Source organism: Roseateles aquae (assembly GCF_032337115.1).
Classification (GTDB): Bacteria; Pseudomonadota; Gammaproteobacteria; order Burkholderiales; family Burkholderiaceae_C; genus Roseateles_C; species Roseateles_C aquae.
The window spans coordinates 1-12,770 of the sequence record NZ_JAVXZY010000006.1 but is presented as its reverse complement, the minus strand read 5'-3'; the positions used below and the strand labels follow the sequence as shown (position 1 = coordinate 12,770).

Annotated in this window: 19 protein-coding genes; 7 read left to right on the top strand and 12 right to left on the bottom strand. The window is 64.8% G+C overall.

Going from position 1 to position 12,770, the window contains the following annotated elements; all coding sequences use genetic code 11:
* Window position 1: 1 nt before the first annotated feature.
* The gene (locus tag RQP53_RS14835; RefSeq protein WP_315651216.1) at window positions 2-1,558 is read right to left on the bottom strand and encodes a methyl-accepting chemotaxis protein; all 1,557 of its coding nucleotides are present in this window, start codon (window positions 1,556-1,558) and stop codon (window positions 2-4) included.
* A 150-nt stretch (window positions 1,559-1,708) separates the two neighbouring features.
* Between RQP53_RS14835 and RQP53_RS14830 the strand changes: the two genes are divergently transcribed.
* The 7 genes from RQP53_RS14830 (at window position 1,709) to hisF (ending at window position 6,463) form a co-directional block, all read left to right on the top strand.
* Window positions 1,709-1,927, top strand: coding sequence for a CopG family transcriptional regulator (locus RQP53_RS14830; RefSeq protein WP_315651214.1), 219 nt, complete (start codon window positions 1,709-1,711; stop codon window positions 1,925-1,927).
* A 5-nt stretch (window positions 1,928-1,932) separates the two neighbouring features.
* Window positions 1,933-2,385: a PIN domain-containing protein gene (locus tag RQP53_RS14825; RefSeq protein WP_315651211.1), complete on the top strand. Its 453-nt coding sequence runs from the start codon at window positions 1,933-1,935 to the stop codon at window positions 2,383-2,385.
* Window positions 2,370-3,449: a histidinol-phosphate transaminase gene (hisC, locus tag RQP53_RS14820; protein ID WP_315651209.1), complete on the top strand. Its 1,080-nt coding sequence runs from the start codon at window positions 2,370-2,372 to the stop codon at window positions 3,447-3,449. The genes RQP53_RS14825 and hisC overlap by 16 nt, the downstream gene beginning before the upstream one ends.
* Window positions 3,446-4,054: an imidazoleglycerol-phosphate dehydratase HisB gene (gene hisB / locus RQP53_RS14815; RefSeq protein ID WP_315651207.1), complete on the top strand. Its 609-nt coding sequence runs from the start codon at window positions 3,446-3,448 to the stop codon at window positions 4,052-4,054. Before hisC ends, hisB begins: the two co-directional genes overlap by 4 nt.
* A gap of 1 nt (window position 4,055) precedes the next feature.
* Window positions 4,056-4,706 (top strand): imidazole glycerol phosphate synthase subunit HisH, encoded by a 651-nt coding sequence (gene hisH / locus RQP53_RS14810; RefSeq protein ID WP_315651206.1) that lies wholly within the window; start codon window positions 4,056-4,058, stop codon window positions 4,704-4,706.
* A 75-nt stretch (window positions 4,707-4,781) separates the two neighbouring features.
* The gene (hisA, locus tag RQP53_RS14805; protein ID WP_315651204.1) at window positions 4,782-5,525 is read left to right on the top strand and encodes a 1-(5-phosphoribosyl)-5-[(5-phosphoribosylamino)methylideneamino]imidazole-4-carboxamide isomerase; all 744 of its coding nucleotides are present in this window, start codon (window positions 4,782-4,784) and stop codon (window positions 5,523-5,525) included.
* Window positions 5,526-5,683: 158 nt separating this feature from the next.
* The gene (gene hisF / locus RQP53_RS14800; protein ID WP_315651202.1) at window positions 5,684-6,463 is read left to right on the top strand and encodes an imidazole glycerol phosphate synthase subunit HisF; all 780 of its coding nucleotides are present in this window, start codon (window positions 5,684-5,686) and stop codon (window positions 6,461-6,463) included.
* A gap of 346 nt (window positions 6,464-6,809) precedes the next feature.
* Here the strand turns inward: hisF and RQP53_RS14795 are convergent, their stop codons facing one another.
* The 11 genes from RQP53_RS14795 to RQP53_RS14745 form a co-directional block, all read right to left on the bottom strand.
* Window positions 6,810-7,358 carry a GNAT family N-acetyltransferase gene (locus RQP53_RS14795; RefSeq protein WP_315651199.1) on the bottom strand — a complete coding sequence of 183 codons (549 nt, stop codon included), beginning with the start codon at window positions 7,356-7,358 and terminating at the stop codon, window positions 6,810-6,812.
* A 16-nt stretch (window positions 7,359-7,374) separates the two neighbouring features.
* Window positions 7,375-7,959, bottom strand: coding sequence for a GNAT family N-acetyltransferase (locus RQP53_RS14790; protein ID WP_315651197.1), 585 nt, complete (start codon window positions 7,957-7,959; stop codon window positions 7,375-7,377).
* Entirely contained in the window at window positions 7,949-8,314 is a 366-nt protein-coding gene (locus RQP53_RS14785) for a VOC family protein (protein ID WP_315651195.1), read from the bottom strand. Before RQP53_RS14785 ends, RQP53_RS14790 begins: the two co-directional genes overlap by 11 nt.
* Before the next feature lie 66 nt (window positions 8,315-8,380).
* Complete coding sequence (locus RQP53_RS14780; RefSeq protein WP_315651193.1) at window positions 8,381-8,947, bottom strand: GNAT family N-acetyltransferase; 567 nt, start codon at window positions 8,945-8,947, stop codon at window positions 8,381-8,383.
* 9 nt (window positions 8,948-8,956) lie between these two features.
* Complete coding sequence (locus tag RQP53_RS14775) at window positions 8,957-9,160, bottom strand: hypothetical protein (RefSeq protein WP_315651190.1); 204 nt, start codon at window positions 9,158-9,160, stop codon at window positions 8,957-8,959.
* Window positions 9,161-9,186: 26 nt separating this feature from the next.
* On the bottom strand, window positions 9,187-9,729 hold the full coding sequence (locus RQP53_RS14770; RefSeq protein WP_315651188.1) for a DUF3455 domain-containing protein: 543 nt from the start codon (window positions 9,727-9,729) through the stop codon (window positions 9,187-9,189).
* 128 nt (window positions 9,730-9,857) lie between these two features.
* Window positions 9,858-10,307 (bottom strand): SRPBCC family protein, encoded by a 450-nt coding sequence (locus RQP53_RS14765; RefSeq protein WP_315651186.1) that lies wholly within the window; start codon window positions 10,305-10,307, stop codon window positions 9,858-9,860.
* A gap of 126 nt (window positions 10,308-10,433) precedes the next feature.
* Window positions 10,434-10,901: a VOC family protein gene (locus tag RQP53_RS14760; protein WP_315651183.1), complete on the bottom strand. Its 468-nt coding sequence runs from the start codon at window positions 10,899-10,901 to the stop codon at window positions 10,434-10,436.
* Between the two features lie 102 nt (window positions 10,902-11,003).
* Window positions 11,004-11,423 (bottom strand): GFA family protein, encoded by a 420-nt coding sequence (locus RQP53_RS14755; protein WP_315651180.1) that lies wholly within the window; start codon window positions 11,421-11,423, stop codon window positions 11,004-11,006.
* Between the two features lie 229 nt (window positions 11,424-11,652).
* The gene (locus tag RQP53_RS14750) at window positions 11,653-12,150 is read right to left on the bottom strand and encodes a hypothetical protein (protein WP_315651178.1); all 498 of its coding nucleotides are present in this window, start codon (window positions 12,148-12,150) and stop codon (window positions 11,653-11,655) included.
* Between the two features lie 76 nt (window positions 12,151-12,226).
* Window positions 12,227-12,770: DUF4844 domain-containing protein (locus RQP53_RS14745; RefSeq protein WP_315651175.1), on the bottom strand; the 544-nt coding region annotated here is incomplete at its 5' end.

Below are 12,770 nucleotides of genomic sequence, written 5' to 3'. Positions count from 1 at the left end.
GTCAGTTATCGAGCCGGAAGGCGCTGAGCGCCTGATCGACGCCGAGGGCCCGCAGGCGCAGATTTTCCGCGGCGGCCGCAGTCTGCTGAACCAATGTCGCGTTCTGTTGCGTGTCTTGGTCAACCTCGCCCAGCATCTGGCTCATGCCGGCGACGGCCTGGCTCTGGCCGCGCATCGCGCTGTCGGTCTCGCGCATCAGCTCGCTGACGCGGTCGACCTGGGTTTCTAGCTCGTCCATGGTTTGGCGTGCGTCGCGAACGATGCGTGAGCCGGCCTCAACCCTGCCGACGCTGTCCTGGATCAGCTGCTTGATCTCGCGCGCGGCACTGGCGCTGCGTTGTGCCAGCGAACGCACTTCGGCGGCGACGACGGCGAATCCGCGCCCCTGCTCGCCGGCCCGTGCGGCTTCGACGGCGGCGTTCAGGGCCAGGATATTGGTCTGGAAGGCAATGCTGTCAATCACGCCGATGATGTCAGCGATCTTGAGGCTGGACGCCTGTATGCCTTCCATCGTCTGAACCACCTGGCCGACGGCCTGGCCGCCGCGCTGCGCGACGGCCGAGGCTTGGTGGGCCAGCTCGTCGGCGTCGCGGGCGATCTGCGCACTGTGGTCGACCGTCTGCGCCAACTGCTGCATCGTGCGTGCGGCGTCCTGCAAGCGCAAGGCCTGATGCTCGGTGCGCTTGGACAGCTCCAGATTGCCCTGCGCGATTTCGCCAGAGGCCAGTGTCATCGTTGCACTGCCTTCGCGCACCTTGTGAACGAAGCCGCGCAGCTGCCTGACCATCTTGCGCAGCTCGAGCTGCATCTGACCGAGCTCGTCCTGTCCTTCGGCCGCGACGCCGCCTTGCTCGCGCAGATCGCCGTCGGCGACGGCCCGGGTCAGCGTCGTTGCCTGGCGCAGCGGCGCCACCACTCCCTGCAGCAGCCAATAGCCGCAGGCGGCGAGTAACAGCAGCATCAGTGCCGCGACGGCCGGCATTTGCACCAGCCCGCGTTGGCGCGTCGCGCCGAAGCCTTCCATGGCCGAATCGGCGAGTTTGTTGCCGGCAATCACCGTCGCGTCGACGCCTTTCCGGTGCGCCTCGTACAGCCTGTGAACCTCCTTCAGTCCAGCGCGGGCGGCGGCCTGGTCGTTGTTCTTCATCGGCAGCAAGACCTGCTGGGCAGCCAGCTTCAACATCGCTTCGGCATGCTCGTGCTGAGCGCCCAGCAGCAGCTGTTCGAGGCCGAAGGGTGGGTTCTGCTGCCAGTAGTTGACCCGCGCCTGATAGTCGGCAGCCAGGCGCTCGAAGGCGGCCTGGCCCTCGGCCGGGCTCAAAGTCCCTTCGACGGTTTCCGACAAGACCAGCCGCAGTTCGATCAGGTACAGCGGCGGCGGCAGGATGTCGGCCACCAGATCTTTGGCGACAAAGGCCTGCTCGGCTTGCAGCTTGAGAGCCTGGTAGCTCCACAAGGCCTGGATCAGCAGCACCAGACTGGCAATGATGCCGGCCAGTGCCAAACCGGCCATCCGGATGCGCAGCGAAGCTGCGCGTGTCAAGACAGCGTTGCTCATAGGGACCTCTCCCCGCGTTGATCGCGGTGTAGCCTGCATGACAGGGATGCTTTGACTATCGGCACTTCTGTGGCGCGGTACAAGCCCGGAGCGCGGGGATGGAAACAACACGAAGTTCGTGTTGCACGAACTTCGTGTTATGCTGAACGGATGAAAAACGTCACCGTCACGATGGAAGACAGCGTTGCCGAATGGGCACGCCTGGAAGCCGCGCGGCGCAATACCAGCGTGTCGCGCCTGGTCGGTGAACTGTTGGCCGAGAAGATGCGGCATGACGACGCCTATGAGCGCGCCATGCAGGACTGGCTGCATCGCGAGCGCGCCTGGGTATCCAGCGGGGCGCCTTATCCGGTGCGAAGCGAGGGCTGAGCGTCATGGCCTCGCCCCTGGTCTTTGTCGACACCTCGGTCTTGATCCTCAGCGAGGATGGTGCCCGGCCCGCTGAGCGTGCGCAGGCGCTGGGTTGGCTGATGAGCTTGTGGCAGCAGCGCTCGGGCCGCGTCTCCACCCAGGTGCTCAACGATTTCTACCGCCAGGTCACCACCCGCATTCAGCCGCCCATGCCCAATGGCGATGCGCGCGCTGAAGTGCGGCGTTATCAGCGCTGGCAGCCCTGGGCGATCGACCATGCGACGGTAGAGAGTGCCTGGTCGATCGAGAGCCGTTTCGGCCTGGCCTATGCCGATGCGCTGATCGTCGCCGCCGCCAAGGCGCAAGGCTGCGAGCGCCTGCTGAGCCTGGAGCTGCCCCATGAGGCGCAGTACGACAGCGTGCAGATCCTGAACCCCTTGCTGACGGAGCCCCCCACGACATGGACGAAAGACTGACGCAGGCCCTGGCGCGCATCCGCCCCGATGTGCGGGCGACCAAGGCCTACCCGGTGCAGTCCAGCACCGGCCTGATCAAGCTGGACACGATGGAGAACCCCTTCCGTCTGCCAGCTGAGTTGCAGGCCGAGCTGGGGCGGCGCCTGGGCCAGGTGGCGATCAACCGCTATCCGGCCGAGCGCACCCGCGAGTTGGCGGCGGCGCTGGCCACCCATGCCGGCATGCCCGAGGGCTGTGCGATCACGCTGGGCAACGGCTCCGACGAGATCATCACCATGCTGAGCATGGCCGTGAGCCAGCCGGGCGCGGTGATCCTGTCGCCGCTGCCGAGCTTTGTGATGTACGAGATCTCGGCGCGCTACCAGGGCCTGCGCTTTGTCGGCGTGCCCTTGACGGCCGATTTCGAACTGGACGAAGCGGCGATGCTGGCCGCGATGGCCGAGCACCAGCCGGCGCTGATCTATCTGGCCTCCCCGAACAACCCGACCGCCAACCTCTGGGACGAGGCGGTGATCGAGCGCATCGTCGCCGCGGCGCCGGGCCTGGTCGTGATGGACGAGGCCTACCAGCCCTTTGCCGAGCGCAATGCCATGGGCCTGCTGCAACGTCATCCGCATGTGCTGGTGATGCGCACGATGAGCAAGTTCGGCCTGGCCGGCGTGCGCATCGGCTATCTGATCGGTCGCGCGGCGCTGGTTGCCGAGATCGACAAGCTGCGTCCACCTTTCAATGTCGGCGTGCTCAATGCCGAGGCCGGCCTGTTCGCGCTGGAGCATGCGCAGGTCTACGAGGCCCAGGCCCGGGTGCTGCGCGAACAGCGCGAATGGCTGCAAGTCGAGCTGAAGAAGCTGACTGGCGTGCAGGCCTATCCCAGCCAGGGCAACATGATTCTGGCCCGCGTCGCCGATGCGGCCGCCTGTTTCGAGCGGATGAAGGCGCGCGGCGTGCTGGTGAAAAACGTCTCGGCCATGCATCCGATGCTGGCCAACTGCCTGCGCCTGACCGTGGGCACGCCCGAAGAGAACCAGGCCATGCTGGCCGCCTTGAAGGAAAGTCTGCAATGAGCACCGCGCCCACGCCTGATCGCGTCGCCGAAGTCAGCCGCAACACCCGCGAGACGCAGATCCGCGTCCGCGTCAATCTGGACGGCACGGGCGAGTCCCGGCTCAACACCGGCATCGGCTTCTTCGATCACATGCTGGACCAGATCGCCCGCCATGGCCTGATCGACCTGGACATCGAGGCCAAGGGCGATCTGCACATCGATGGCCACCACACGGTGGAAGACGTCGGCATCACGCTGGGCATGGCGGTGGCGCAGGCCATTGGCGACAAGAAGGGCATCACCCGCTATGGCCACAGCTATGTGCCGCTGGACGAAGCGCTGTCGCGCGTGGTGATCGACTTCTCCGGCCGTCCGGGCCTGGAGATGGACTGCACATTCACCGCCGGCAGCATCGGTGCCTTCGACACCCAGCTCACCTACGAGTTCTTTCAGGGCTTCGTCAATCATGCGCTGGTCAGCCTGCATGTCGACAATCTGAAGGGCCATAACGCTCACCATCAGTGCGAGACCATGTTCAAGGCCTTTGGCCGCGCGCTGCGCATGGCGATGACGCTCGATCCGCGCAGCGCCGGCATCATCCCCTCCACCAAGGGAAGCCTCTGACATGAGCCAGCGCACGGTAGCGGTTGTCGATTACGGCATGGGCAATCTGCGCTCGGTGTCGCAGGCGGTGATCCATGCGGCACAGGACCAGGGCGTGCAGGTGCTGGTCACCTCGCGGCCGGAAGAGGTTTATGCGGCCGAGCGGGTGGTGCTGCCGGGCCAGGGCGCGATGCGCGACTGCATGCGCGAGCTGCGCGACTCGGGCCTGCAGGCTGCCGTGCTGGACGCCGCCGCCAACAAGCCGCTGATGGGCGTGTGCGTCGGCATGCAGATGCTGCTCGATCACAGCGAGGAACAGGACACAGCGGGCCTGGGCCTGATTCCCGGGCGCGTCAAACGCTTCCAGCTCGAAGGTCAGCTACAGCCCGATGGCAGCCGCTACAAGGTGCCGCAGATGGGCTGGAACCGCGTGTTCCAACGCCGGCCGCATCCGGTCTGGGGCGAGGTGCCCGATCAATCCTGGTTCTACTTCGTGCACAGCTTCTACGCGACGCCGTCGGATGAGCGCCACAGCGCTGCCGAGACCGATTACGGCTTGCGCTTTACCTGCGCGGTGGCCCGGGATAATATTTTCGCTACCCAATTCCACCCCGAGAAAAGTGCTGCCCACGGGCTCGCCCTGTACCGCAACTTCCTGCATTGGAAGCCATGAGCCTCCCCGCCATATCGCGCACTTCTCGTCAGTTCTTCTCCCCTTCCTCCTTTCCTCCACACCTGCAACTCGGCCATGCTGCTGATTCCCGCGATTGACCTGAAAGACGGTCGTTGTGTCCGCCTCCAACAGGGCGACATGAATGTCTCCACCACCTTTGGCGAGGACCCGGCCGCGATGGCCCGACGATGGGTGGACGCCGGGGCGCGGCGTCTGCATCTGGTCGACCTGAATGGCGCCTTTGCCGGCAAGCCGGTCAATGAGGCGGCGATCAAGGCCATCATCCGCGAGGTCGGCGACGAGATCCCGGTGCAGCTCGGCGGCGGCATCCGCGATCTGGACACCATCGAGCGTTATCTCGACGGCGGCTTGTCCTACATCATCATCGGCACGGCAGCGGTCAAGAGCCCGGGCTTTCTGAAGGACGCCTGCTCGGCCTTCGGCGGCCACATCATCGTTGGCCTCGATGCCAAGGACGGCAAGGTGGCCACCGATGGCTGGAGCAAACTGACCGGCCATGAGGTGATCGATCTGGCCAAGAAGTTCGAGGACTACGGCATCGAGGGCGTGATCTACACCGATATCGGCCGCGACGGCATGCTCAGCGGCGTCAATATCGAGGCCACCGTCAAGCTGGCGCAGGCGCTGTCCATCCCGGTGATTGCCTCGGGCGGCCTGTCCAATATCCAGGACATCGAGGCGCTCTGCGCCGTCGAGAGCGAAGGGGTCGAGGGCGTGATCTGCGGTCGCGCGATCTACACCGGTGATCTCGATTTCGCCGCCGCGCAGGCGCGTGCCGACGAACTTTTCGAGGGCTGAGCGCTGCTGGCCGGCGCCTTAATTCGAATACACCACAGAGCCACGGAGCCACAGAGCCAAAGTGAGAAGGCCTGAGCTCTGTGATTTCCTCTGTGTCTCTGTGACTCTGTGGTCTGTTCTGGATTTCCAGCGCAGGCATCCGACCCGCGAAAGCACCCATGCTCGCCAAACGCATCATTCCCTGCCTGGACGTCACCGGAGGACGGGTCGTCAAGGGCGTCAATTTCCAGGCGCTGCGCGATGCCGGTGATCCGGTCGAGATCGCGGCGCGCTACAACGAGCAGGGCGCCGATGAGCTGACCTTTCTGGACATCACCGCCACCAGCGATGGCCGCGATCTGATCCTGCACATCATCGAGGCGGTGGCCTCGCAGGTTTTCATTCCGCTGACCGTCGGTGGTGGCGTGCGCAGCGTCGAGGATGTGCGCCGCCTGCTCAATGCCGGGGCCGACAAGGTCAGCTTCAACTCGGCGGCGTTGGCCAATCCGCAGCTGATCCGCGATGCCTCGGCCAAGTACGGCGCGCAGTGCATCGTCGTGGCCATCGATGCCAAGCGGCGCCAGGGCGAAGACGAGGCCGCGCGCGGCGAGGGCTGGGATGTCTACACCCATGGCGGGCGCAAGAACACCGGCATCGATGCGCTGGCCTGGGCGCGGCAGATGGCCGAGCATGGCGCCGGCGAGATCCTCTTGACCAGCATGGATCGCGACGGCACCAAGTCCGGTTTCGATCTGGCGCTGACCCGCGGCGTCAGCGATGCGGTCAGCGTGCCGGTGATCGCCTCGGGCGGCGTTGGCACGCTGCAGCATCTGGTGGACGGCATCAAGATCGGCGGCGCCGATGCGGTGCTGGCGGCCAGCATCTTCCATTACGGCGAGCACACCGTCGGCGAGGCCAAGGCCTTGATGGCGGCCCAGGGCATTGAAGTTCGGCAGTAAGGCTTTGGGAAGGTCTGCATAAGTCGGCGTGGGCCGTGGCAAGCATCAGCCATGGCCTGCCAAGGCGCGAGCCGCAGCTCAGGCTGGTGGCCTGCGCAAGGCTCGCAACACCGGCAGGGCTTGGCTGGTGCTTGCCCTGCGGGTTGAGAGAAAAGGGGCCCCCACGGGCGTTGCGCTGCTCGGCTGTCGGGCCACCAGCCCGACCTTCGCAGCGCGCCTACGTGGCCGCCCCTTTTCTCTCAACCACGACCCACGCCGACTTATGCAGACCTTCCTTAGGCAAGATTAGCCCAAGTCGGCCCGCCCTGTCGCGCGTGTGGCGCCGAAGCGCTATCGCAAACGGTGCTCAGCGCCGCTCAAAGCCCAGCTCAATGCAGGCCTCGCCCTTGTAGACCACTTGCTCGCGACTGGTCGGCTGGAAGCCGCAGCGCTGCAGCAATGCAATCGAGGGTCCGTTGCGCTCGTCGGTACAGGCCAGCACCCGCTGGCAGCGGCCCGGCGCCAGCAACCAGTCGAGCAGCAGCTGCACCGCCTCGCGGGCCAGTCCACGGCCCTGCCATTGGCGCGCCAGGCTGAAGCCGATCTCGGCCTCGATGCCCGTCTCAGCGGCACGCAGGCACAGGCCGATATCGCCGATCAACTGATCGGTGTCACGCGCTGCCACGCCGATCTGGCACCACTGCCCGGGCAGGCCCAGGGGCAGCATCGCCATCTGGCGCAAGAAGTCCAGCGCTTCGTCCTCGCTCATCGTCGACCAGCCTTGCAGGCGCGCCACCTCGGGGTCGCTGCGATAGCCGTGGAAGGACGCCAGGTCGGCGCCGCTCATCCGCCGCAGCCGGGTGTGCTCGCCTTGCAAAGGCAGGGCCGCGCTGAGCGGCAACAGGGGTCTGTTCATCGCGTCTTCAGCCTCTTCATTCAGGTCGATCGCGCGGCACCAGGCTCAGGTACTGCTCGATGCCTTGCTCACCCAAGGGCTTGATCATCACCCGCACGCTGTTCAGCCGCTTGCCCATGGTGATGGCATGGCGCTGGCGCACTTCCACAAAGCCGCGACCGCGCCAGAAGCGCTCGGCCTGCTCGTAGCCGGCCACCACGCCCAGACGCATCCAGCGCGCGCCTTCGGCTGCTGCCCAGTCTTCCAGCGATTGGTAGAGCTGCGCCGCGACGCCCTGGCCATGCAGCGAGGTGGCCACGATGAAGAGGCCGATATGCCAGACCTCGTCGTGCTGCAGGCCGGCGTCCAGCACGGCCAGCGCCTGCATGCGCCCCTGCTGCTCGAAGCCCAGCGACCAATGCTCGCGGTAGCGCAGCTCGGGCGGTGGCAGGCTGGCCAGCTCCTGGACGGCCTCATCCGCGGTCGGGCCTTCGTCGCCGACGCGCAAAAAGTATTCGGGATTGGCATCGAAGAACTGCTGCAGCGCCGGCGCATCCTGATCACCCAATCGACGCCACTGCCAACCCGTAGGCAGGCGCAACTCAGCCAGCTCAGCGGACATCAGCGGCCCTGAAATGCGGGTTCTCGATCAGGCCCAGGCGATTGCCGAAGGGGTCTTGCACCGAGGCCACCTTGATGCCTTCGCCCACGTCTTCCGGCGCCGCCAGCACGGTGGCGCCATGGGCCAGCAGCTGCGCATAGCTGGCCGCGATATCGGCCACGCCCCACATCGCCTGCACACCGCTGCTGCCGGGCTCGCCATCGGGCAGCAGGCCCAGTTCAAAGCCGCCCACGGCAAAGCCGACGTAAAAAGGCTGATCAAAATAAGGCTGCACGCCCAGCACGGCGGCGTACCAGTGCTTGGCCGCCTCCAAGTCGCGCACCGGGTAGATGGCGCTGCGCAGTCCTAGCAACATGGCTGTCTCCTCGTCGCGGGTCTTGTCTGCCCGCCCCCGTGCATTGTGCCCCGCCGGCGGGCCGCGTCAGCGGATCAGGCCATAGACGCGCGCCGCGCCCGGCTGGCCATCGGCCTGCAGCACCTGGTGACGCAAGCAGCCTTCCAGCATGAAGCCGGCACGCTCGGCGACACGCCAGCTGGCCGGGTTGCCTTCCTCGGCCATCAGTTGCACGCGGCGCAACTTCAGGCAGCTGAAGCCGAATTCGCACACCGCCTGCACCGCCTCGGTGATGAAGCCTTGCCCCTGGCGGCTGGAGCGGCACCAGTAGCCGATGTGGGCATGGGGCACGGTCCAATCCAGGCTGTGCAGGCCAACATTGCCGACGTGTTGGCCATCACGCTTGTCGAACACCAAAAAGGGGAAGGCCTCGCGCGCCAGAAAGGCCTGCGCCGCCGCCACACAGCGCTGCTCGCTGAACTCGACGCTCTGCTCCTGCATCGCCCAGGGCGACGAGGCCGGGTGGCGGCGCAGATCGGCCAGCGTCTCCATCACCGAGGCATGCAGCAAGTCGCCATCGCCACCGCGCGGGCAGCGCAGCACCAGGCGTTCGGAGTCGAACTGCAGCGGCAGCGCTGGCCTCGCCTCGCTCACCATGGGGCGCTAACGCCCGCCACCCAACAAGCGGGCCGGCAGAAACAGGATGGCGCGCAACAGCGCAAACACCGCCTCGACACTGATGCCCACCAGGCGCAGCGGCAGCGACAGCAGCCACAACAGCGGCCACAGCAGCAGCGCCACGATGGCCAGCGGCCAGCACAGCACGAAGAGAATCATCCAGCCCAGCAAGGCAATCAGACCGTTCATGCTGCTCTCCCGATGGGTGCGTGAAATCAGGGCTTGTTGGCGTACAGATAGTAGCTGGCGGTATAGGGCACGCGCAGCTGCTGGCCGGCACGCTCGGCGCCACAGGCCTCGGTCGGTGCCTTGCCACCGACCGTCTGCAGGCGCTGGATGCTGCGCACCCGCGAGAAGACGCCGTTGCCGGTGTTGGATTTGGCCGTCAGCAGCAGCCAGGGAATGGCATTTGGATCGCTGCCCGGATCGCGCGCCTTGACCTCGCCAACCACGGTGCTGCCGTCCAGCGCCTCCCAGGTCGGGCCGCCGTAATGCTTGCCGGCCGGCCGGCCGTTGACGTCGCTGAGCTCGGCCTCGGGCGCCTTGAAGCTCCACTCATAGCGGCCGGGCTGGTCCTTGAGCGCCGCGCACTCATAGATCTGCACGCCACGGGCCAGCAGCTTGAGCAGCGGAATCTGATCGGCCGCCGCTCGCAGGCTCAGCGGCGCATCGGGCACCTCGAAGGGCTGCACCGCCATCGCACAGGCCGTGCACAGGGCCGTCAGCGCCAAGACCAATCCGCCGCTGCGGGGAGACATCGTCGATTTCATCGTCTGCGAGACCTTTGCAATGCAGGCTGCGGCCCGCGCTGTGTTGCAGGCCAAGCGGCGCAGTGTCAGACAGCCCCGCCGCCGACAGCAGTGCCACAGGTCACAGACAACGCGACTCAGCCCGGAATATCAGGCTCGACCAGCTTGACCAGCAATTCCAGCGACTCCTGCCAACCCAGATAGCAGGCCTCGGGCGGAATCACGGCCGGAATGCCTTCCTGCACCACGCTCAGCTCGACGCCACAGAACACCGCGCGCAGATCGACCGTGGTCTGCATCAGGCCGGGCAGATTCGGGTCGTCGAAGCAGCTCGTGTAGCGCAGGCGCTGGTTGGGCACCAGCTCCAGATAGTCGCCACCGAAGGAATGGCTCTGGCCGCGGCTGAAATTGGTGAAGCTCATCCGAAAGCTGCCGCCCACCACCGCGTCCAGCTGATGGACCTTGCCGGTGAAGCCATGCGGCGGCAGCCATTTGGCCATCGCCTCGGCATCCAGAAAGGCGCGATAGACCCGATCCGGCGTGGCCTTGATGACGCGGTGCAAACGAATGGTGTGTGTGTCACTCATGATCTTCAGATTCCTGGCAAAGAGGACGGCCCTCTCAAACTGCACGACGAACACCGGGACGCCAATTCGACAACTCCCCCGCGCGCGACACGGCGCAAGCCCAGCGTCCGCGCGGCGCCAAGCAACTCATCCACGCAGCGCCGCTTCTATTTCGGCAATGTCGATCTTCGTCTGCTTCATCATCGCCGCCATCGCCTTGGCCGCCACGGCCTTGTCGGGATTCGTGGTCAATTCCGTCAGCCGCTTCGGGTAGACCTGCCACGACACACCGTAACGATCCTTCAGCCAGCCACAGGCCGTGGGCTCGCCGCCCTCGCTGGTCAGCGCAGACCAGAGCCTGTCGGTCTCGGCCTGATCATCGGTTGCGACCGAGATCGACACCGCCTCGGTCAGCTGGAACATCGGCCCTGCATCAAGAATCTGGTAGGGCACGCCGCCCAGCACGAAGTCAATCACCGAGAAGACGCCATAGCCGTTGTCGCCACTGAAGGCTGTCTCGACCCGGCTGCCGGGGATCAATGAGCAGTAGAACTCTGCCGCTTCGCGGCCTCGCCCGTCTCTGAACCAAAGGCAGGTGCGAATGGAACTGGCCATGGAATTGCTCCTTCTGTGTTGGGCTTGGGCGGCGGCGAGCCCGCAGGTATCAGCTGAGGCGCGAACGCTGGTGCGACGAACCCGATTCGCTTGGGCGCTAGCTTAGCGACCCTTTTCAAACTGAGCCATCCCATCAAGATGGATGGACCAACCGAGCGCCGATTCGCACCAGATGCGCCGGCGGGGAATCAATGCTTCGCGCTCCCGCAGGCAACCGACGCGCAGGCCGTAGCTCGCCGGCAGGCCCTCCGCCGCGTGAGAGTAAACAGAAGAGCCACAGTCACCACAGAACACCATGGCACGCTTGTTGCCACTCTCGGCGAGCTTGATGTAGACCTTGGGCACGCCACGAAGCAATCGAAAACCCTTCGCATCAGCAGCGACGGTGACCCTGTAGGCCGTACCGGTCAGCGTTTGGCAGGCTTGGCAGTGGCAGATCGTCACACTATCGGGGTCTGCCACGGCCTCGAAGGCAATTGAGCCGCAGTGGCAAGCGCCATGTACTTTCATTGGATGGGCCATGTTGGATGCACTGTTGAAACTCCGCCAAGATGCTCATAGACGCGAGGACGCCTGAGCTGGGCAGCGGGCTCCAATAGGAGCTTGCTTTGAAACACTGCAAAAAGGACACGAGATCCCACAGCGGCGCCTTTCCCGGCAAACGTCGACGGACAGCGGCGAGCAGCTGTGCCGCAGAACAAGCAGGAGTGCCCTCTCTCAGCGCAGGCTGTGCTGCACTTCAATGCAGCCTTCAGTTGGCATTTTGCGCATTGGCATCCGCCCCCGCAGCAGCGGACTCTATCCACAATCCAGCTTGCTTCTGTGCCCAAAGAAGATAGAGAAGAAGTGAAAGCAAAAGCGCTATCGCTGACAACAGGAGCCCCACACCTGTTGAAAGAACCACGGCGGCCAAAATTGAGCTGAAGATCAGCCCGAAAAAACAGTTGTCGACTAGGGGAACCTCGACTGTGAATTCCAGTACTTTGCGCCGCCCCTCGGACTTGATCGCTAGCTGGCCTTTGCCTAGAAAGACAAAGCTATTCCGTCCCAGATGAAGCGTACAAGACGAGAAAGAGGCGTTGCAGTCGCCGCTCCGCACAAGAACGGCGCCCCTGTCCCTCAGCGTGCCAGCGATCTGGGCAATTTGCTCTTTCACTGACGCATCGGAAACGCCAAGGACAATTTCGCCGCTGCAGCGCATGGGCTTCTCGCGTTTTAACTGAGCTGCAAGCAGCAGCCGGGCAGCCAAGGCCCAGAATGAAATGGGACCTGAAGTGCGCAGCCGTTGCGAGTCAGCTCGAGCGCCAACTTAGGGCTCACGCGCATCACCAGAAAACCAGGTACTTGCGGAAGGCGCCGCGATCATCAGGAATGCCCAAAATCTTGAATACAGCCTCAATGTAGGCAATGCAGCGTTCGCGCGCCTCGGTATCTTCGAGGTAGAAGGCGCCAACTGTTGGCTCCATTTGAGCGAGTACCCATGTGTCTGTTGGATGCGCCTGAATTCCTGCAATGAGCCTATCCAACAAATCATTGATAAGCGGCTCAAGGCGGCGACGCTCTCCGGCCGCAGGCGCACCGGGCAAATCGGTGAACTTTGGTTCCAACCGCAAGTCCCTCAGCATTGCGATGCTCGACTCGTCGATGTGAAGTTGCAGCTCAGCGCGCCCTCCCGACGTGAACGCGAAAACACCACCAACGGCGGCAAAGAATGCGGCGATGAGTGCGCGGCGATCCACTCTGCTACCTAACGAAGCTGTCCAATAACCCCACCCCGACGCGTCAAGGCATCTGACGAGCAGGATGGGCTCTGGTTCAGCAGAGTTTTCATTGCGTGCGATTGTGGCGCGAACTTTGGGCCTTGGTGGG